The organism is Streptomyces synnematoformans, assembly GCF_039531005.1.
GTDB lineage: Bacteria > Actinomycetota > Actinomycetes > Streptomycetales > Streptomycetaceae > Streptomyces > Streptomyces synnematoformans.
On the sequence record NZ_BAAAPF010000120.1, the window covers coordinates 1 to 19,446 of the forward strand.

At 74.2% G+C, this 19,446-nt stretch carries 20 protein-coding genes, 2 tRNA genes and 1 pseudogene; 11 read left to right on the forward strand and 12 right to left on the reverse strand.

Annotated elements, in window-relative coordinates:
* The 9 genes and pseudogenes from ABD317_RS18575 to htpX form a co-directional block, all read left to right on the forward strand.
* Positions 1-244: pseudogene (locus ABD317_RS18575) on the forward strand (NADH-quinone oxidoreductase subunit C); the annotation flags it as partial.
* On the forward strand, positions 241-1,200 hold the full coding sequence (locus ABD317_RS18580) for a complex I subunit 1/NuoH family protein (protein ID WP_344291066.1): 960 nt from the start codon (positions 241-243) through the stop codon (positions 1,198-1,200). The pseudogene ABD317_RS18575 and the gene ABD317_RS18580, both read left to right, overlap by 4 nt.
* 3 nt (positions 1,201-1,203) lie before the next feature.
* Complete coding sequence (locus ABD317_RS18585) at positions 1,204-1,758, forward strand: NuoI/complex I 23 kDa subunit family protein (protein ID WP_344291067.1); 555 nt, start codon at positions 1,204-1,206, stop codon at positions 1,756-1,758.
* A complete protein-coding gene (locus ABD317_RS18590; RefSeq protein ID WP_344291068.1) occupies positions 1,755-2,381 on the forward strand; it encodes an NADH-quinone oxidoreductase subunit J family protein in 627 nt (208 codons plus the stop codon). Before ABD317_RS18585 ends, ABD317_RS18590 begins: the two co-directional genes overlap by 4 nt.
* Positions 2,382-2,816: an NADH-quinone oxidoreductase subunit NuoK gene (gene nuoK / locus ABD317_RS18595; protein WP_344291069.1), complete on the forward strand. Its 435-nt coding sequence runs from the start codon at positions 2,382-2,384 to the stop codon at positions 2,814-2,816.
* Positions 2,813-4,870, forward strand: a complete 2,058-nt coding sequence (locus ABD317_RS18600; RefSeq protein WP_344291070.1) for an NADH-quinone oxidoreductase subunit 5 family protein — start codon at positions 2,813-2,815, stop codon at positions 4,868-4,870. Before nuoK ends, ABD317_RS18600 begins: the two co-directional genes overlap by 4 nt.
* 8 nt (positions 4,871-4,878) lie before the next feature.
* Positions 4,879-6,459 carry a complex I subunit 4 family protein gene (locus ABD317_RS18605; RefSeq protein ID WP_344291071.1) on the forward strand — a complete coding sequence of 527 codons (1,581 nt, stop codon included), beginning with the start codon at positions 4,879-4,881 and terminating at the stop codon, positions 6,457-6,459.
* On the forward strand, positions 6,459-8,102 hold the full coding sequence (locus tag ABD317_RS18610; RefSeq protein ID WP_344291072.1) for an NADH-quinone oxidoreductase subunit N: 1,644 nt from the start codon (positions 6,459-6,461) through the stop codon (positions 8,100-8,102). Before ABD317_RS18605 ends, ABD317_RS18610 begins: the two co-directional genes overlap by 1 nt.
* Positions 8,103-8,242: 140 nt before the next feature.
* Positions 8,243-9,112: a zinc metalloprotease HtpX gene (gene htpX / locus ABD317_RS18615; RefSeq protein ID WP_344291073.1), complete on the forward strand. Its 870-nt coding sequence runs from the start codon at positions 8,243-8,245 to the stop codon at positions 9,110-9,112.
* Positions 9,113-9,135: 23 nt separating this feature from the next.
* Here the strand turns inward: htpX and ABD317_RS18620 are convergent, their stop codons facing one another.
* The 10 genes from ABD317_RS18620 to ABD317_RS18665 form a co-directional block, all read right to left on the reverse strand.
* Positions 9,136-9,972: a hypothetical protein gene (locus ABD317_RS18620; protein WP_344291074.1), complete on the reverse strand. Its 837-nt coding sequence runs from the start codon at positions 9,970-9,972 to the stop codon at positions 9,136-9,138.
* Between the two features lie 91 nt (positions 9,973-10,063).
* Positions 10,064-11,179: a family 43 glycosylhydrolase gene (locus ABD317_RS18625; RefSeq protein WP_344291075.1), complete on the reverse strand. Its 1,116-nt coding sequence runs from the start codon at positions 11,177-11,179 to the stop codon at positions 10,064-10,066.
* Between the two features lie 88 nt (positions 11,180-11,267).
* Positions 11,268-11,687: a YccF domain-containing protein gene (locus tag ABD317_RS18630; RefSeq protein ID WP_344291077.1), complete on the reverse strand. Its 420-nt coding sequence runs from the start codon at positions 11,685-11,687 to the stop codon at positions 11,268-11,270.
* Between the two features lie 140 nt (positions 11,688-11,827).
* Positions 11,828-13,318 carry a DHA2 family efflux MFS transporter permease subunit gene (locus tag ABD317_RS18635; protein ID WP_344291078.1) on the reverse strand — a complete coding sequence of 497 codons (1,491 nt, stop codon included), beginning with the start codon at positions 13,316-13,318 and terminating at the stop codon, positions 11,828-11,830.
* Between the two features lie 79 nt (positions 13,319-13,397).
* Entirely contained in the window at positions 13,398-13,955 is a 558-nt protein-coding gene (locus ABD317_RS18640; protein WP_344291079.1) for a TetR/AcrR family transcriptional regulator, read from the reverse strand.
* Between the two features lie 133 nt (positions 13,956-14,088).
* Complete coding sequence (locus ABD317_RS18645; RefSeq protein WP_344291080.1) at positions 14,089-14,523, reverse strand: MaoC family dehydratase; 435 nt, start codon at positions 14,521-14,523, stop codon at positions 14,089-14,091.
* A gap of 7 nt (positions 14,524-14,530) precedes the next feature.
* Entirely contained in the window at positions 14,531-14,983 is a 453-nt protein-coding gene (locus tag ABD317_RS18650; protein ID WP_344291081.1) for an FAS1-like dehydratase domain-containing protein, read from the reverse strand.
* Between the two features lie 152 nt (positions 14,984-15,135).
* A complete protein-coding gene (rpmG, locus tag ABD317_RS18655; RefSeq protein ID WP_003948671.1) occupies positions 15,136-15,300 on the reverse strand; it encodes a 50S ribosomal protein L33 in 165 nt (54 codons plus the stop codon).
* A gap of 91 nt (positions 15,301-15,391) precedes the next feature.
* Positions 15,392-15,464, reverse strand: a tRNA-Met gene (locus ABD317_RS18660).
* A 44-nt stretch (positions 15,465-15,508) separates the two neighbouring features.
* Positions 15,509-15,581: transfer RNA gene (locus tag ABD317_RS18665), tRNA-Thr, on the reverse strand.
* 267 nt (positions 15,582-15,848) lie between these two features.
* Between ABD317_RS18665 and ABD317_RS18670 the strand changes: the two genes are divergently transcribed.
* Both ABD317_RS18670 and ABD317_RS18675 read left to right on the forward strand, forming a co-directional pair.
* Complete coding sequence (locus tag ABD317_RS18670; protein WP_344291082.1) at positions 15,849-17,336, forward strand: amidohydrolase family protein; 1,488 nt, start codon at positions 15,849-15,851, stop codon at positions 17,334-17,336.
* Positions 17,337-17,384: 48 nt separating this feature from the next.
* Positions 17,385-18,056 carry an NAD(P)H-binding protein gene (locus ABD317_RS18675; RefSeq protein ID WP_344291083.1) on the forward strand — a complete coding sequence of 224 codons (672 nt, stop codon included), beginning with the start codon at positions 17,385-17,387 and terminating at the stop codon, positions 18,054-18,056.
* 39 nt (positions 18,057-18,095) lie between these two features.
* Here the strand turns inward: ABD317_RS18675 and ABD317_RS18680 are convergent, their stop codons facing one another.
* Both ABD317_RS18680 and ABD317_RS18685 read right to left on the reverse strand, forming a co-directional pair.
* On the reverse strand, positions 18,096-18,596 hold the full coding sequence (locus ABD317_RS18680; protein WP_344291084.1) for a hypothetical protein: 501 nt from the start codon (positions 18,594-18,596) through the stop codon (positions 18,096-18,098).
* A 215-nt stretch (positions 18,597-18,811) separates the two neighbouring features.
* On the reverse strand, positions 18,812-19,446 hold a 635-nt coding region (locus ABD317_RS18685; protein WP_344291085.1), incomplete at its 5' end, for an MFS transporter.

Genomic DNA, 19,446 nt, shown 5'->3' on the forward strand with positions numbered 1-19,446 from the left:
TGGTGAGACGCCGCGGGCCCGCCCCCGTACGCCCGACGCCCCGTGGGAACGCCCGCGCCCCGGCGACGAACCGCCCGCGCCTCCCGCCGCCGCCCCGGGCGAGGACACCCCGCCCGCGGAAGGCGCCGAGGCGCCGCCGGAGCCGTCCGCCCCCGACGGGCCCGCCCCGGACGGGCCCGCCCCGCCGTCCGAACCTGCCGCGGGCGAGCCCGCACCGGAATCCGACGAAGGAGGTGGGTCGTGAACGACGTGCTCGAAACCCTGCTCACCCTCCTCGGCGTCCTCGTCGTCTTCCTGCTCTTCCCCCTCCTCGTCGGCCAGACCGAGCACAAGGTCATGGCCCACATGCAGGGCCGCGTCGGCCCCATGTACGCCGGCGGCTTCCACGGCTGGGCCCAGCTCGTCGCCGACGGCGTCAAGTTCGCGCAGAAGGAGGACGTCGTCCCGGCCGGCGCCGACCGGCGGGTCTTCCAGCTCGCCCCCGCCGTCGCCCTCCTCCCGTACCTCGTCGTCCTCGTCGCCATCCCCTTCGCCCCCGACGGCGGCGTCGGCCAGGCGATCGACGCCGGGATCTTCTTCGTGCTGGCCGTCATGGGCGTCGGCGTCCTCGGCTCCCTCATGGGCGGCTGGGCGTCCGCGAACAAGTACTCGCTCCTCGGCGGCCTCCGCACCGCCGCCCAGCTCCTCGCGTACGAGCTGCCCATGCTGCTCGCCGCCGCCTCCGTCGCCATGGCCGCCGGGACGGTGTCCCTCGTCGGGATCGTGGACGGCTTCGAGTGGTGGTGGCTGCCGTGGCAGCTCGTCGGCGGCGTCGTGTTCTTCACCGCCGGCCTCGCGGAGCTGCAGCGCCCGCCGTTCGACGCCCCCGTCGCCGACTCGGAGATCATCTTCGGTGCGTACACTGAGTACTCCGGCCTGCGCTTCGCCCTGTTCCTCCTCGCCGAGTACGCCGGGATCGTCGTCCTGAGCGCGCTGACCGCCGTGCTCTTCCTCGGCGGCTGGCACGGCCCGTACGCCGACGGGCTCGGCTGGCTGTGGACGCTGCTGAAGACCGGGATCCTGGCCTTCGGGGTGATCTGGCTGCGCGTCACGTACCCGCGGCTGCGCGAGGACCAGCTGCAGCGCTTCGCCTGGACGACCCTCATCCCGCTCGCGCTCGCGCAGATCGCGCTGACCGGCATCGTGAAGGTGGTGAGCTGACCGATGAAGGGGCTTGCGAAGGGGCTGGCGATCACGCTGCGGACGATGACGCGGCGTTCGCACACCGCGCACTACCCCGACGCCCTGCCCGCGCTGCCGCCGCGCAGCCGCGGCGTCATCGCGCTGTTCGAGGAGAACTGCACGGTCTGCATGCTGTGCGCCCGCGAGTGCCCGGACTGGTGCATCTACATCGACTCGCACAAGGAGACCGTGCCGCCCGCCGCCCCCGGCGGGCGGGAGCGCAGCCGCAACGTCCTCGACCGCTTCGCGATCGACTTCGCGCTGTGCATGTACTGCGGGATCTGCATCGAGGTCTGCCCGTTCGACGCGCTCTTCTGGTCGCCGGAGTTCGAGTACGCGGAGACCGACATCCATGAGCTGACCCACGAGCGGGACCGGCTGCGGGACTGGATGTGGACGGTGCCGCCCCCGCCGGCGCCGGACCCGGCGGGGGAGGAGCCGAAGGAGCTGGGCGCGGCGCGCAAGGCGGTGGAGAAGGCGGAGGCGGCGCGGGCCCGGGAGGCCGCGGAGCCGCCGGCGGGGGAGGGCGGCACATGATCCTCGCCGCCGAATCCCACGGCTTCCTGTCGCCCACCGGCGTCGAGATCGTCTTCCTGCTCACCGGCCTGGTGACCCTCGGGGCCGCCGTGATCACCGTGACGACGCGGCAGCTGGTGCACGCCGCGCTGTGGCTGGTGGTCGCGCTCGGCGGGCTGGCGGTCGAGTACCTGCTGCTGACGGCCGAGTTCGTGGCCTGGGTGCAGGTGCTGATCTACGTGGGCTCCGTGGTGGTGCTGCTGCTCTTCGGGCTGATGCTGACCCGGGCGCCGATAGGCCGCTCGCCGGACGCCGACTCGGGCAACCGGTGGGTGGCGCTGGGCGTGGCGGGGACGGCGGCGGTGCTGCTGGTGACGCTGGTCGTGGACGCGTTCCGTACGACGTGGATCGACCTGGACGAGCCCGGGGGGACGACGGACCTGTTGGGGGCCAGCGTCTTCCGGCACTGGGTGCTGCCGTTCGAGGCGCTGTCGGTGCTGCTGCTGGCGGCGCTGGTGGGCGCGATCGTGCTGTCGCGGAAGAACGGCGGGGCCGAGGCCGAACCAGGGGCCGAAACCGAGGCCGGGGCAGGGGCCGGGGCCGAATCCGACTCCGGGGCCGCGGACCGGGGCGGGGAGGACTGAATGCATCTCGCCTACCCGGCCGTGCTGGCCGCGCTGCTGTTCTGCGTCGGCCTCTACGGCGTGCTGGCCCGGCGCAACGCCATCCTGGTGCTGATGTCCGTCGAGCTGATGCTCAACGCCGTCAACCTCAACCTCGTCGCCTTCGACGTCGCGTTCCGCGACGCCCTGCGCTCCGGCCAGTCGTTCACGCTGTTCATCATCGCGGTGGCCGCGGCCGAGATCGGCATCGGGCTGGCCATCGTGCTGATGGTGTACCGCAACCGCGGCACCTCCGCCGTCGACCGGCTGCGCGACCTCGCGGAGCCGGCCGTCGCCGGTACCGCGGCCGAAACCGCCGAACCCGCGGACGCGACCGCGGACGGAACCGACGCAACGGCCACCGGCGGCGCCGCCGGGCCGGGGTCCGCGTCGAAGAAGGCCGAGGCCACCGCGTGACCACCACCACCCTCGCCGCCCTCGTCCCGCTGCTGCCCTTCCTCGGCGCCGTCGCCGGCCTGCTCGTCGGCCGCCGCTCGCCGGGCATGGTGCAGCCGCTGGCCGTGCTGCCGACCGTGACCGCCGCCGTGCTCGCGGCCGTCGTCGCGGCCCGGCAGGGCGGCGACGAGCCGGTGACCGCCGCCACCGAGCTGACGCCGACCGGCTCGGTGCCCATCGACCTGGCGCTGCACCTCGACGGCATGGCGGTGCTGGTCGCCGTGCTCGTCGGCGTCGTCGCCTCGTGCGTGCAGATCTACTCCACCGGCTATCTGCGCGACGACCCGCGCTACTCCTCGTACGCCGCGCTCGTCTCCCTCTTCACCGCCGCGATGCTCCTCGTCGTCTACTCCGGCGACCTGATGGTGCTGCTGGTCGGCTGGGAGATCATGGGCATCTGCTCGTACTTCCTCGTCGGCCACTACTGGGAGACCGACGTCGCGCGGGCCGCCTCGCTCAAGGCGTTCCTGGTCACCAAGCTCGGCGACGTCCCCTTCCTCTTCGGCATCTTCGCGCTCGCCGCCGAGGCCGGGACGTTCCGCATCAGCGGCATCCTGACCGCGGCCGCCTCCGGCGACGGCCTCGCGCACCCCACGCTCATCGCGCTGCTGCTGCTCGCCGGGGTCGCGGGCAAGTCCGCGCAGTTCCCGCTGCACACCTGGCTGCCCGACGCGATGGCCGGCCCCACCCCCGTGTCCGCGCTGATCCACGCGGCGACGATGGTCGCGGCCGGCGTGTACGTCGTGGCCCGGCTGCTGCCCGTCTTCGCCGCCTCGGCCGCCGCGCTGGTGGTGCTGGCGGTGCTGGCGGCCGTCACCATGGTCGGCTCGGCGCTGGCCGCGCTCGCGCAGGACGACATCAAACGGGTGCTCGCCTACTCGACCGTCGGCCAGCTCGGCTACATGACGGGCGCGCTGGCCGCCGGCTCCCGGGACGCCGCCGTCTTCCACCTCCTCTCGCACGGCGCCTTCAAGGCGCTGCTGTTCCTCGCCGCCGGCGTCCTCATCCACGCCGCCGGCACCAACTCGCTGGCCGCGATGGCCCGGACGGGCGGCCTGCGGCGCAAGGCGCCGGACGCCTTCTGGACGATGACCGTCGCCCTTCTCGCCCTCGCCGCCGTCCCGCCGTTCAGCGGCTTCTTCTCCAAGGAGGCGGTCCTCGGCGCCGCGGAGCACGCGGCCACCGGCCACACCGAGGGCGTCCCGGTCGGGGTCGGCTGGACCGTACTGGTCGCCGGGCTGGCCACCGCCCTGCTCACCGCCGCGTACGCCGCCCGGCTGTGGCTGCTGGCCGGCGCGCCCCCGGCACCGGCCGCCACCGACGACGTCCGCGACGCAGGGCACCCCGTGCGGACCCCGGTGGTCATGAACGCCATGCTGTGGGTGCTCTTCCTCCCCACCCTCGCGTTCGGCCTCACCGTCGGCCGGATCTCCGACTGGCTCGACGGCGAGTCCCTCACCCCGACGCTCGCCACCGCCGTCCTCGGCACGGGCCTGGCGCTCGTCGGCGCGGCGCTGACGTACGCGGCGTGGCGGCAGACCGCCGGCCTCGCCGCCCGCGTCCCCGTAGGCGCGGTCACCGCCCACCCCGACGCCGAGCCCGCGCTCACCGAGGTCGAGGCGGAGGCCACGCACGAGGCGGTGTACGGCAGCCCCGCGGACGAGGGCACCCCCGCGTCCGGCGCCGCCCCCGACGGCGCCGCCACCGACCCCGGCCGCATCCTGCTCGGCCCCGCCCTCTACCGGCACGCCGGCAGCGGCTTCCACGTCGACGCCCTGTACACCGCGCTGTTCGTCCGCCCGGTCCGGGCCGCGGCCCGGCTGGTCCGCTTCCTGGACCGGGAGGTCGTCGACACGTACGTGCGCGGCGCGCGCACCGCGCCCCGGCTGCTCGGCGCGGCGGTCCGCCGGTCGCAGACGGGCAACGTGCAGAGCTACCTCAGCGCGCTGCTCGGCGGCGCGCTCGTCCTGGCCGTCGCCGTGGTCGTCGCCGCCACGTCGGTCACGGGAGGCTGACGCCGGATATGAACCAGACCGCGATGCAGCTCGTCCTCGCCGCCATCGTCGTACTCCCCCTTCTCGGCGCGCTGGCCGCCCTCTTCCCCGCGCCGCCCGGCCTGAAGGGCAAGAGCCCCGACCAGGCCGTGCTGCGCCACGGCGTCACCGTCACCGGCGCCGTGTTCGTCCTGTCCGTCGTCCTCGCCGCCGGCTTCGACCACGACGCCGACGGTCCGGCCACCATGCAGGCCGAATCCGACGTCAGCTGGATCCCCGCCCTCGGGATCCGGCTGCACCTCGGCGTCGACGGCGTATCGCTCCCCCTCCTCGTCCTCACCGCGCTGCTGACCTTCCTCTGCGCGGTCTACAGCTACTTCGCCATGCCCGCCGGGCCGTCACCCCGGGCGTTCGTGGCGCTGCTGCTCGTCCTCGAAGGCGGCATGCTCGCCACCTTCGCCGTCCTCAACCTGCTGCTGTTCTTCCTGGCGTTCGAGATGGTGCTCATCCCGATGTACTTTCTCATCGCCCGCTGGGGCGGCGCCGGCCGCGGCCCCGCCGCCTGGAAGTTCATCCTCTACACGCTGCTCGGCTCGGTCGTGATGCTCCTCGGCCTCCTCCTGGTCGGGTTCAAGGGCGGCACTTTCGACATGGTGGCACTCGCCACTGACAACGGGTCAGGACTCACCCGCACCACCCAGCTCATCGCCGTCCTCGCCATCGGCGCCGGCCTCGCCGTCAAGACCCCGATGTGGCCGCTGCACAGCTGGCTCCCCGACGCCCACACCGCCGCCCCCACCGTCGGCTCCGTCCTCCTCGCCGGCGTGCTGCTGAAGATGGGCACGTACGGGTTCGTGCGCATCCTGCTGCCCGTCGCCCCCGACGGCATGGAGACGTACGCCCCCTTCCTCGCCGCCTTCGGCGTCACCGGCATCCTCTACGGCTCCCTCGCCTGCCTCGCCCTCGCGCGGAACGGGGCACGCGGCGACCTGAAGCGGCTCATCGCGTACTCCTCCGTCGGCCACATGGGCTTCGTGCTCCTCGGCATCTCCACCCTCACCCCCACCGGCGTCAACGGCGCGCTCTTCGCCAACATCGCCCACGGCCTCATCACCGGCCTGCTCTTCTTCCTCGTCGGCGCCCTCAAGGAACGCACCGGCACCACCGACCTCGACGCCCTCGCCGGCCGCACCGGCGCCGCCCTCTACGGCAGCGCCCCCCGCCTCGGCGCCCTGCTCGCCTTCGGCGCGGTCGCGTCGCTCGGGCTGCCGGGGCTGGCCGGGTTCTGGGGCGAGATGCTGACGATGTTCGCCGCGTACGACCCGGCCGCCGGGCTCTCCCGGCCGGCGTACCTGGTCTGCATGGCCGTCGCGGGCTTCGGCACGCTGCTCACCGCCGCGTACCTGCTCGTCGTCGTACGCCGCGTCTGCATGGGCGACCGGAAGGCGCCCGGCGCCGGGGACAGACGGCCTCTCGGGGACGTCCGCCGGTACGAGATCGCCGCCTGGAGCCCGCTCGTCACCCTCACCGTTCTCGCCGGCCTCTGGCCCGCGGCCCTCCTCGGCCTCACCGACCCGGCCGTGCAGAAGCTCCTCGCGGGAGGCAGCTGATGACGTACGCACCCGGGACCGCGGACTCCGCCGTCTCCGCCGTCCTCGCCGAGTCCGTCGTCCAGTCCGTCGACTGGCTCGCCGTCGCGCCGCCCACGATCGTCGCCGTGGCGGCGGTCGCGCTGCTCGTCGCCGACCTCTTCGTGCCCGGGCGCGCCACACACCTCCTCGGCTGGGGCGCGGTCGCCGCGCTCGCCCTGTCCCTGCTCGCGCTCCTGCCGCTCCTCGACGGCGACCGCGGCACCTTCTGCCTCACCGGCGAGCCGGACGTCTGCAGCTACACCGCCGACCGTTTCGCGCTGGTCGTGCAGTTCCTGGTGCTGGCGGGCGCGCTGCTCGCCGCGCTGCTGTCCGTGCACGACGTACGCGCGACGCGGCTGCCGGCCGGCGAGTTCTGGTTCCTGCTCCTGGCCTCGGCCGCCGGCGCCGCGCTGCTGCCCGCCGCCCGCGACCTGGCCACCCTGGTGATCGCCCTGGAGGTCGCCTCGCTGCCGGCGTTCGCGCTGGTCGGGCTCCGTCGCGGGGACCGGCTGTCGGCCGAGGCGGCGCTGAAGTTCTTCCTCTCCTCCGTCACCGCGACCGCCGTCATGCTCCTCGGCGTCAGCTTCGTCTACGCCGCCGGCGGCAGCCTGCACCTGGCGCACCTGGCCGACGGACTCGCCTCGGCGCCGGAGCGGCTGGAGACGCTGGCGGCGGCGGGGGTGGTGCTGACGCTGGTCGGTTTCGCGTTCAAGACGGCGGCGGTGCCGTTCCACTTCTGGGTGCCGGACACATACGTCGGCGCGCCGATCCCGGTCGCCGCGTACCTGTCGGTCGTCGGCAAGGCGGTGGGCTTCAGCGGGCTGATCCTCGTCGCCGTGCTGGCCTTCCCGGCGTACGACCACGTGTGGGGTCCGGCGATCGCGGTGCTGGCGGCGCTGACGATGACCGCGGGCAACGTCGCCGCGCTGCGCCAGCGCCTCGACGCCCCGCACAGCGCGGTCCGGCTGCTGGCCTGGTCGTCGGTGGCGCAGGCCGGCTACCTGCTGGTCCCGATCGCCGCCGCGGGCTACGCCGACGAGCCGGGGCGCGCGGTGGGCGCCACGCTCTCGTACGCGCTGATGTACGGGGTGGTGAACCTGGGCGCGTTCGCGGTCGTCGCCGCGGTGGCGGCGAAGGGCGGCAGGGGCAGCCAGGGGGGCCGGGTCACCGACTACCGGGGCCTGGCGGCGACGCGGCTGCCCGTCGCGCTGGCGCTGGCGTTCTTCCTGATCAACCTCGCCGGGCTGCCGCCGGGGATCATCGGCCTCTTCGCCAAGGTGGCGGTGCTGGGCGCGGCGGTGGACGCCGGGCTGGGGTGGCTCGGGGTGGTGATGGCGGTGAACGTGGTGATCGGGTTGTACTACTACTTGAAGTGGACGGCGCTGCTGTTCCGCCCGGCGGCCCCGGCGGCGGAGACCGCGACACCGGTGAGCACGGCGGGCACCACGGGTGGCACGGGCAGCGCGGGGCCCGCGGCCCCCGCCGGCACCCTCCGCCCCGCCGGCACCGCCCCGCTGACCGCGCCGCTGCGCGGTGCGATCGGTCTGACCGCGGCCCTCGGCATCGCCCTCTCGGGCGCCCCGCAGCTCGTACTCCGCTTCGCGGGCGAAGCTCTTCTCTGACCCCGCCTCACCCGCCCGGCGCAATCGGCGTCTGCGCTGACCAGGGAACTTGCCCGGCGGGCCGCGCGTTCTGGGCAGGGGAGGGGTCCACTGGAGGGAGACGGCCGACACCTGGCGGCGGCAGGCTTGGAGGGCATACCGTGCACCGGTCGAACAACGGGCTGAAGACAGCCGCGCTCCTCGGCGGCATGTCGGCGCTGATCCTGCTCATCGGCAGCCTTTTCGGCCGTACGGGCCTGATCGTCGCGCTCGTCGTGGCCATCGGCACGAACGCCTACGCGTACTGGAACAGCGACAAGCTCGCGCTGCGCGCGATGCGCGCCCGCCCGGTCAGCGAGATCGAGGCGCCGAACCTGTACCGCATCGTGCGCGAGCTGTCCAACGAAGCCCGCCAGCCCATGCCCCGGCTGTACATATCGCCCACCCCGGCCCCGAACGCCTTCGCCACCGGCCGCGACCCGCGCAACGCCGCGGTCTGCGTCACCGAGGGCATCCTGCAGATCCTCGACGAGCGCGAGCTGCGCGGCGTCCTGGGCCACGAGCTGATGCACGTCTACAACCGCGACATCCTGATCTCCTCGATCGCCGGCGCGCTCGCCTCGGTGGTGATGTTCCTGGTGAACTTCGCCTGGCTGATCCCCAGCGGCGACCGCAACGGCAACGGCCCCGGCCCGTTCGGCATGCTGCTCGTCCTCTTCCTCGGCCCGGTGGCGGCCAGCATCATCAGGCTGGCGGTCAGCCGCTCCCGCGAGTACGAGGCGGACCAGACCGGCGCCCGGCTCACCGGCGACCCGCTGGCCCTGGCGAGCGCCCTGCGGAAGCTCGAAGCCGGCACCAAGCAGCTCCCGCTGCCTCCGGAGCCCCGCATCGAGACGGCCAGCCACATGATGATCGCGAACCCGTTCCGCCGCGGCTCTGGCAACATGTCGCGGCTGTTCTCGACGCACCCGCCGATGGCGGAGCGGATCGCCCGCCTGGAGCGGATGGCCGGCCGCAACCCGGGCAACTGAGGGGCCGCCGCGGGCCGCGGGCTTCACACGCGGCGGACCTGCATCACCGCCACCCGCGCGTCGTGGCCGTCCACGTACATGGGGACCACCTTCGTCCAGCGCAGCCGCACCTGCGTGCCGTTCGTCCCGGGCACCCAGCCGATCTGGTCGATGCCCCTGCCGAAGGCGCGCTTCTCGTGGTTGGGCAGCAGCAGCGGCATCGGGTTGCGGTTCACGTCGCCGGTCCAGATCACCGGGAAGCCGCGGGCGCGCCAGTAACCCAGCACGCCGTCGCGGTGCTTGCGGAAGTGGCGCCGCCACATGTCGTCCCGCCACGCCTCGTACGGGTCCTGCTTCCCGTTGAACGCCCCCGCGACGTAGTGGGTGTTGGCGAAGACGAACCTCAGCCGGGGGTCGTCCGCGCGCGCCAGCACGGCCTCGGTGATGACCCGGTGCGGCGAGACGCCCGCCTTGCCGCCGTGGACGAACGTCTCCCTGCGGTCGAGGATGTCGTACGCCCGGGGGATCGACATCGGCACCCGGTGGGCGCTGTCGTCGTACTCGAAGATGTTCCGGTAGGCGGTGCCGAAGTACTGGTTGATCCACCGCGGCTCGCGGTTGTCGCCGTCCCCTTCGCCGATCTCCTGCCAGCCCACCAGCGGCTTGGTGAGCCGGCCGTCGACGGTCACGGCGTGCCGCACGTCCCGGATGGCGCGTTCCCGCTGTCCCGGGTTCTTGCGGCCGATGTTGGCGGTGACGACGACGAGCCGCTTCCAGCCGTCGGCCGCGTCGGCCCTGCCGGCGGCGGCCAGCGCCCCGGCGGTGCCGGCGACGGCCGCGCCGCCGAGCCCGAGGGCGCGCCTCCTGGTGATCCCGTCCACGACTTCTCCCTCCGCGGGCTTCGCGTGCTCGACGTGCTCGGCGTGCTCGACGTGCTTGGCGTGCTCGACGTGCTTGGCGTGCCGTGCGGCGCTAACGGACGTAGTAGCCGCCCGCGTCGAGGCGCAGTGCGCCGTTCATCGGGTAGCGGGGGCCGCCGTCCCACCAGTGCCACACCACCCGCAGGCTGCCGTCGGGGACGGCGAAGACGTCCATGCCGCCCGGCCCCCGGTGGTTGCCCGGCAGGCCGCGGTACGGGTCGAGGCCGCCGGAGCCGGTGTAGCCGAAGTACGGGCGCGCCGCGCCGCGTCGGAGGGGCCGGCAACGGGACGAGGGGAGCGGGGTGGTGCCGCACTCGGCGATGCCCGTGGCGTAGCGGGCGCTGTCCCAGTTGTTGCCGGAGTACATCAGGTACCAGGTGCCGTTGGCCCGCCGCCACATCGACGGGTTCTCGACGACGTGGGTGCCGCCGCTGGTGCCGCGGGTGTCCCAGGTGATGTCGGTGCTCTTCAGCACGTCGCGGCGGGTGCTCCAGACCGCCCGGCCCGCGTCGTCGGTGCGTACGGTCGAGATGCCGGTCTCGGCGCCGGCCGCGATCGCGTCGTCCCGGTACGTGACGTACAGGGACCCGCCGCCGACGAAGGGGTTGGCGTCGATCGCCCACCGCCCGTGCGGCGGGCAGGCCCATTCGCCGGCGTTGCGGAACGGGCCGCGGGCGGAACCCGAGACGGCCCGGCCGATGCACTTCTGCCCGGAGCCCTTGCGCGAGGCGGTGTAGAACATGAAGTAGCGGTCGCCGTAGCGCGCCACCCCCGGGGCCCAGACGGCGCCGCCCGGCTCGGCCCAGGCGCCGGGTCCGTCGGGCAGCGCGTCGCCGGAGGCGCAGTCGGTCATGCCGACGGTGTTGCCGGAGCCGTGGACGAGTACGGGCACGAAGAGCCGCCCGGTGGCGCCGCCGCACCGCTTTCCGCGTCCGGCGGGCACCGTGGTGCCGTAGGTGACGTACCGGCCGTCCTTCGCCCGTACGGTGTCCGGATCGGCCAGCTGGAAGGTCGAGGAGTGCGCGGCGGCGGAGACGCCGCCGGTCGTGCTGCCGGTCGTGCCGGTGGATGGGCCGGCGGACGGAGCCGCGTCGGCGAGCGGGGCCGCTACGGCCAGGGCGGTGGCCGTGCTCGCCGCGGCGAGCAGTCGGCGGATACGTCTGCGCACGGTTCTCCCCTGTCGTGGGCGTCACCGACGATTCAACAGGGTGCGCATACAAACCGGATACACGTCGGCCGCGCCGACGTGCGTTCGTTCAGCGCGGGGCGGGCTGCCGCGCGTACCCGAACCTCTCGTCCGTCGGGACCACTTCGCGGCCCAGCGGCATGAGCGAGATCGGGATCAGCTTCAGGTTGGCCCACCCGAAGGGGATGCCGATGATCGACAGGAACAGCGGGATGCTGGTGAGCAGGTGCCCGAGGGCCAGCCACCAGCCGGCGAAGACCACCCAGACCACGTTGCCGACGAAGGAGGGCGCGCCGGCGCCCGGCCGTTCCACGGTGGTGCGGCCGAACGGCCACAGGACGTAGCCCGCGATACGCAGCGACGCGATGCCGAACGGGATCGTGATGATCAGGATGAAGCACACCAGCGCGGCGACCGTGTAGGCGATCGCCATCCAGATTCCGCAGAAGATCAGCCACAGGACGTTCAGGAGGAGGTTGAACAGCTTCACGGTCGGTTCCTCTCCCGGGCTCTCGTGTCGACGACGTCCGTCAGGACAAGTATCGGCACGGGATGCGCCGGGACGGAAACGGAGCGCGTACGGAAGCGCCCCGCGCCGGGTGGCGCGGGGCGCTTCCGTGGCCGGGAGGGTCAGACGCCGACCGGGGTACGGTCCCGCCCGTCCGCCGGACCCGTCTCCGCGGCGCCGTCCGCCGACGCCGCGGCCTGCGACGGCGACGGCGCCGCCGGGCGGTGCCGGTGGATCAGCAGCGCCGCCACGGCGCCCACCGCCACCGTCGCCGCGCCCGCCCACAGCGCCGGGACCAGCCCGTCGACGAAGGTCTGCCCCGTCTCGTAGCCGCCCTGGGCGGAGAAGACCGCGGCCAGCACCGCGATGCCCAGCGCGCCGCCCAGCTCCCGCAGCGCGTTGTTGGCGCCGGAGGCGATGCCCTGCTCCTCGGGGGCGACGCTGGACAGGACGACGTTCGCGGAGGGCGCGAAGTACATCGCCATGCCCACGCCGCTCACCGTCAGCGCCGGCAGGACCGCGGTGTACGAGAAGCCCACCTCCGCCGTCAGCGCGAAGAGCGCGAGGCCCAGCGCCTGCAGCGCCAGCCCGGCGGCGATGATGGGCCGGCCGCCGATGCGGTCGGACAGCGCGCCGGCGATCGGGGCCACGAGCAGCGGCATCGCGGTCCACGGCAGCATGCGCAGACCCGCCTCCAGCGGCGAGTAGCCGCCGACCTCCTGAAGGAACTGGCTGAGCAGGAAGATCGAGCCGAACATCCCGACGAACATCAGCACGCTCGCCGCGTTGACGGCGCTGAAGCTGCGGTTGCGGAAGAGACGCATGGGCAGCATGGGGTTCCGAGCACGCAGCTCGTACGCGACGAAGGCGGTCAGCAGCACCGGGGCCGCGGCCAGCCCGGCGAGGACGGGGCCGGAGGTCCAGCCGTCGGCGTTGCCGCGGACGAGGGCGTAGACGAGGCCGAAGAGCGCGGTGCTGGCGAGCAGGGTGCCGGGGATGTCGAGGCGGTCGTGGGGGCCGCGGCTCTCGGCCAGGCGCAGCCGGACCAGCGGGATGAGGGCGATGCCGACGGGCACGTTCAGCCAGAAGATCCAGTGCCACGAGATGTGCTCGGTCAGCGCCCCGCCGACCAGCGGCCCGGACGCGACCGCCAGACCCTGCACCGCGCCCCAGACGCCGAGCGCCATCCCGCGGCGCGCGGCCGGCACGGCGGCGGAGAGCAGGGTCAGCGACAGCGGCATCAGCAGCGCGGCGCCGGCGCCCTGGACGGCGCGGGCGGCGACGAGGGCGTCGAGACCGGTGGAGAGGGCCGCGGCGGCGGAGGCGGCGGTGAAGATGGCGATGCCGACGGCGAACATGCGGCGGCGGCCGAAGCGGTCGCCGAGCGAGGCGCCCAGCATGAGGAGGACCGCGAAGGTGAGCGTGTACGCGCTGACCGTCCACTCCAGGTCCGCCAGGCTGCCGCCGAGGTCCTCGCGGATGGCGGGCAGGGCGGTGACGACGACGAGGTTGTCGAGCGCGCCCATGAAGCTGGCGACGCTGGTCAGGAGCAGCGCCCAGAAGGTGGCGCCGGGGCGGCGGCGGCCGGGCGGGGCGGGGTCGGTGGCGGACATGGTTCCCTCCTGATTAGTTATTGATCAATAACTTTCGCGGGCGTGCGAGGGTGCGGTGTACGGGTGTGTGCGGACCGGACTACGTGCCGGGCCTGGTCTCGGGCCAGAACCCGTCCCAGACGCGGTCGTCCGGCGGGTAGCCGAGCGCGACCAGGGTGTTGATCAGCATCCCGAAGGCGAGGAAGGTCGTGGCCTCCTCCGTGTCCCCTTCGAACGTCAGCAGCGAGAAGTCGTAGAGGTGCTCGGACCAGGCGGCCCGGATGGGCTTGCCGAACTCGTGGTCGCCCGCCGACTCGGCCGAGGCCACCGCGACGTACATCTGCATCTGCATGAGCAGCCGGTCGCGGTCCTCGATCAGCCGCTGGTACGCCATGGCCATCGCCTTGTGCGCCTCCGCCGGCGGGAGCCCCTCGGCGGCGCTGTGCATGACCGCGGCGGTGTCTTCGATGCAGCGCAGGGCCGCGGCGAGGAAGATGGCGCGCTTGTTGGGGAAGAGGCGGAAGAGGTACGGCTGCGAGACACCGACGCGCTTGGCGATCGCCTCGGTGGACGTGCCGTGGTAGCCGCCGCGGCCGAACTCCGTGATCGCCGCGCGGATGACGCTCTCGCGCCGCTCCTCTGCGCTCATCCTTGCCATGGAGTTTAAGTTATTGGCCAATCACTAACTTGTCAACCCGGGGGCGCGGTCGCACGGACGTGCCGTGCGGATGTGCGGTACGGGCGCGCGGTACGGACGCGCGGTACGGACGCGCCGCAGCGGGGCCGGTCGCCTACGCCAGCCGGACCACGGCCCGGGACATCCCCAGCACCTTCTGTCCGCCGCTCGTCGCCGTCAGGTCCACCCGGACCGTACGCGCCTCGTCGTCCAGCTTCTGCGCGACCTTCCCGGAGACCTCGATCACCGCGCCCACGCCGTCGTCCGGCACCACCACCGGCTTCGTGAACCGCACCCCGTAGTCCACCACCGCGCCCGGGTCGCCGGCCCAGTCCGTGACCACCCGGATCGCCTCGGCCATCGTGAACATGCCGTGCGCGATCACGTCCGGCAGCCCGACCTCCCTGGCGAACCGCTCGTTCCAGTGGATCGGGTTGAAGTCGCCCGACGCGCCCGCGTAGCGCACGAGCGTCTCGCGGGTCACCGGGAACGACTGCGCCGGCAGCTCCGTGCCGGCCTCGACGGCGTCGTACGCCACTGTCGCCACCATCGGCTCCTCAGCCCTCCTCGGCGGCGCGGGCGACCAGCTTGATGATCGTCGTCACCACGTGCTCGCCCGCCTCGTCGCGGACCTCGCCGCGCACGTCCATGATGTCGTTCCCGGCCATCGACTTGATCGACTCGATCGTCGACGTCACCGAGAGCCGGTCCCCGGCCCGTACCGGACGGCTGTACGCGAACTTCTGGTCCCCGTGCACCACGCGGCTGTAGTCCAGCCCCAGCTGCGGGTCCTCGATCACCTGGCCCGCGGCCCGGAACGCGATCGCGAACACGAACGTCGGCGGCGCGATCACGTCGGGGTGGCCCAGGGCCTTCGCGGCCTCCGGGTCGGTGTACGCGGGGTTGGCGTCGCCCACCGCCTCCGCGAACTCGCGGATCTTCTCCCGGCCCACCTCGTAGGGGGCGGTGGGCGGGTAACTCCGGCCCACGAAGGACTGATCGAGCGGCATGAACCCTCCTGTCGCGCGGGCGGGGGCACCACCCTAGCCGCGCGGCGCGCCGGGCGGGCGGGTGCGGGCGGGGCGGGGCGGTGGCGGTGCGAGGTGGCGGAGCGCGGCGAACCCCCCGTCCCGGGCGGGACGAGGGGTTCGATGGCCTGCGTTCAGCGGGTCTCGCGGTGCGCCGTGTGGGCGTTGCAGCGCGGACAGTGCTTCTTCATCTCCAGACGGTCCGGGTTGTTACGCCGGTTCTTCTTGGTGATGTAGTTCCGCTCCTTGCACTCCACGCAGGCCAGCGTGATCTTCGGGCGGACGTCTGTGGCAGCCACGTGAGTGCTCCTTGACGAACGGACAACTTGTTCAACGCAGAAAGAGTAGCCGACCGTAGGTCCGAGCCTGCAATCGGCTACTTGAGGTGAGTAGCGGTGACCGGACTTGAACCGGTGACACAGCGATTATGAGCCGCTTGCTCTACCGACTGAGCTACACCGCTGCGATGCTCTGCGCCTCCCAGGATAGCGAGGCGAACCGCATCAGAGCCCCAAAACGGAATCGAACCGTTGACCTTCTCCTTACCATGGAGACGCTCTGCCGACTGAGCTATTGGGGCGAGCGATGAAGACACTACACGCTGAGCGGCCGAAGGTGAAATCAGTAACCTGCGGTTGATCGCGCCCGCCCGCGCGCTCCGATCGCCGCCGGCGTGCGGACCTGCCGGTTGCCACGCCGATACGACTTATGCGCTCCTCCGCGCCCCGCGCGCCCGCCCGGCCTAGGCTCGTTCGCGCCGTCTGGTGCAGTCTGATCCTTTCTGCTCTTGGCTGTGCGATTTTGCTCACATCGGGGATGTTCACCCTGACCTGCCCGCAGGAGTCACATGCCCGACAGCAGCCCTCCCTCACAGCAGCCCCGGCCCGGCTCCGCCGCCCCCGGCGGCGAAGGGACACCGGTGCTCTGCGGCGCACGGCTCGCGGACGGCAGGACGGTGGACGTACGTCTCGGGAGCGGCCGGATCCTGGCGGTGGGGACGGCCGGGAGCCTGGCGGGGGAGGCGGGCGGGTGGGGGGCGCGGGTGGACCTCGGCGGGTACCTGCTGCTGCCGGCGCCGGCGGAGCCGCACGCGCACTTCGACACGGCGCTGACGGCGGCGGAGGGGGCGGATGCGGTGGGCGGGGCGGGTGTGGCGGGCGGCGCGGTGGGCGAGGTGGCGGGTGTAGCGGCGGACGACCGCTCGCGTGCCCCCGGTCCCTCCGGCCCCGCCGACCCCTCCGACCCCTCCGGTCCCTCCGGCCCCGCCGATTCCGCCGGCTTCTCCGGCTTCTCCGATTGCTCCGGCGTCTCCGGCGCCGATGTGCAGCGCCGTGCCGTCGAGGCCGCCCTCCTCCAACTCGGGCACGGCGCCACCGCCCTGCGCACGCACGTACGCATCGGCGGCGGCGCCGGGCTCGACCGCCTCGGCGCCCTGCGCGCCGCCCGCGCCGCGCTGCGCGGGCTCGCCGACGTCGCGGTGGTGGCCGCCGCGCCCCCGGTGCTCACCGGCGCCGCCGGGGCCGACGGCCGGGCGCTGCTCCACGAGGCCGTCGCCATGGGCGCCACCGCCCTCGGCGGCTGCCCGGACCTGGACCCGGACCCGGCCGGCTGCACGGAGACGCTGCTGCGGGTGGCCGCGGAGTACGGGTGCGCGGTCGACCTGCACAGCGACGGTGCCGACCCCGCACGGCTCGACCGGGTGGCGGCGGTGGCGGGGGATCTGCGGTGCGGGGCGGGGGTGGCCGTCGGGCCGTGCGGCGGGCTGGCGCGGGTGCCGTACGAGACGGCGGCGGGGGTGGCGCAGCGGCTGGCCGGCGCGGGGGTGGCGGTGGTGTGCCTGCCGCAGGGGGACTGCGGTGCGGCGCGGGAGGCGGGGCGCGGGGGTGCGTGGGGTGGTCCGGTGCGCGGGGCGGTGGCGCAGCCGTTCTCGCACGCCCCCGTACGGCTGCTGCGCGCCGCGGGCGTGCGCGTCGCGGCCGGGAGCGGTGCCGTACGCGACGCCGCGAACCCCGTGGGCCGCGGCGACCCGCTGCAGTCCGCGTACGTCCTCGCCGCCACCGGCGAGGCCGCCCCGGTGGCGGCGTACGAGGCGGTGGCGGGGCAGGCGCGGGCGGTGCTGGGGCTGCCGGAGGTGCGGGTGGAGGCGGGCTTCCCGGCGGAGCTGCTCGCGGTACGGGGCGACTCGATCGCGGGTGCGCTGTCGCTGGGGTACAGCCGGATCGTGATCCACCGCGGGCGGGTGGTGGCGCGTACGAGCGCCGTACGGGAGTACTGCGACTCCGGCGCCGCGGAGCTGGACCTGCCCCGCCAGGGCCTCCGGCGGACGGCGGGCTGAGCGGGCGCCTGCACGCGGGGCGGGCGGTGAGGCGTTAACGTCGGACGCATGCGCATCGTCATCGCCGGCGGACACGGTCAGATCGCCCTGCGGCTGGAGCGCCTGCTCTCCGCCCGCGGCGACGCGGTCACGGGTCTCGTCCGCCGCCCCGAACACGCCGAGGACCTCCAGGACGTCGGCGCCGAAGCCGTCGTCTGCGATCTGGAGTCCGCCTCCGTCGACGAGGTCGCCCGGCATCTCGACGGCGCCGACGCCGCGGTGTTCGCCGCCGGCGCTGGACCCGGCAGCGGCGAGGCCCGCAAGGAGACCGTCGACCGTGGCGCCGCCGTGCTCTTCGCCGACGCCGCCGAGGCGGCGGGCGTGCGGCGCTTCCTCGTCGTCTCCGCCATGGGCACCGACCGCGAGCCGCCGCCCGGCACGGACCCGGTCTTCGCCGCGTACCTGCGGGCGAAGGCCGCCGCGGACGACGACGTACGGGCCCGGTCCGGCCTCGACTGGACGATCCTGCGCCCCGGCCGGCTGGTGAACGACGCGGGCAGAGGGCTCGTCAACCTCGCCGAGCACACGGGCCGTTCGGAGGTCCCGCGGGACGACGTGGCGGCGGTGCTGGTCGCGCTGCTGGACGAGCCGCGGACGGCGCGGCTGACGCTGGAGCTGGTCGGCGGCGGCACGCCGGTGCTGGAGGCGGTCGCGGCGGTGGCCGGCACGGCGACGGCGTAGGCCGCCGCACGGCACGCGACGGCCCCCCGGACCGCCGTGTCAGGCCGGCGGCGGGAGGACCGGTGGGGGCGGAGGGCCGGGGGCGCGGGGGTTCTCGTCGCCTTCGTACGCCGCGAGCGCCGCCTGCCGGACCTCGAACAGTTCCGCCAGATCCGCGGGCCCGATCCCCTCCCGCGCCAGCAGCACCGCCGCTTTCGCCTCCACCGCGGCCCACGCCTGCCGGGACCACTTGTTCGCCACCCGCCGCCGCTCGCTGCGCAGGAACGCCGCCCCGGCCGCGAAGCCCGCCGAGACCAGCGTGCCCAGCGCCGCCGGCACCCGCGCGTCCGCGGACGCCAGCGCGGCGGTGCCCGAGACGGCGGCGAGCAGGGCGGCGGGGAAGCCGAGCGCGATGTCGGCCTTGGCCCAGAACTCCGCTCTGCGGTGGGCCAGTTTCTTCTGCCGCGTCGCCTCGTCCCGTAACCGCTCTACCTCGGTACGCAGCCGACGCGGCGGTTCGTCCGGTACGGGGTGCCCGGCGCCGTCGGTGGTCGTGGCCATAGTCGATTGCAGCACAACGGCCGCCGTGCGGAGGTGGGTCGGAGCGACAGTCCTGGGGGCGCCGACTCGTCGGCTCCCGCCAACGGCGCGGGCGCGCGGGGGACGTGGGCCGTACGGCGGTACGGGGCCCGTATCGCCCCGTACTGACGCACCGACGGCATCGTCAGCACTGCCGGCGCCGCCGCCCCACCCCCACCGCCGAGATCGCCCGCCGCTCACCGGTACCGCCGGGTGCCCGCCAGCCACGCCCCCGCCGCCAGCGCCAGCACCGCCCCGGCCCCCGCGGCCTGCGCCGTCCCCAGCGGCAGCAGCAGCCCGCCGAGCAGCGTGCCGAGTCCGATGCCGGTGTAGATGGCCGAGGCGTTGAGGCCCACCACGAGCGCCGTCTCCCGCGGTGCGGCGGAGATGAGCCGGTGCTGCTGCGGCGGGGTCTGGCACCAGCTGCTCGCGCCCCACGCCACGACCGCCGCGGCCGTCAGCGGCAGGAGGCGTACGCCCGCCGCGGCCGACAGGGCGAGCACGCCGAGGCCCGCCGCCATCAGCGCGTACCCGGTGCCCAGCACCCGCACCGCGCCCCAGCGGTCGGTGGCCAGGCCGGCCGCGAAGTTGCCGGCGACCGCCCCGGCTCCGTACAGGCACAGCATCCACGGCACCGCCCGGCCGCCGGCGCCGATGCCGTCGAGCACGGGCACGGTGTACGCGTAGACCGTGTACCCCGCGCCCATGCCCAGCGCGGTCAGCGGCAGTACGGCGAGCACGCCGGGCCGGCGCAGCGCGCGGGGGCGCGCCCGCGGCGGCACCGGCGCCGCGCCGGGCAGCGGCGGCATGACGGCGTGGACCCCGGCCGCGC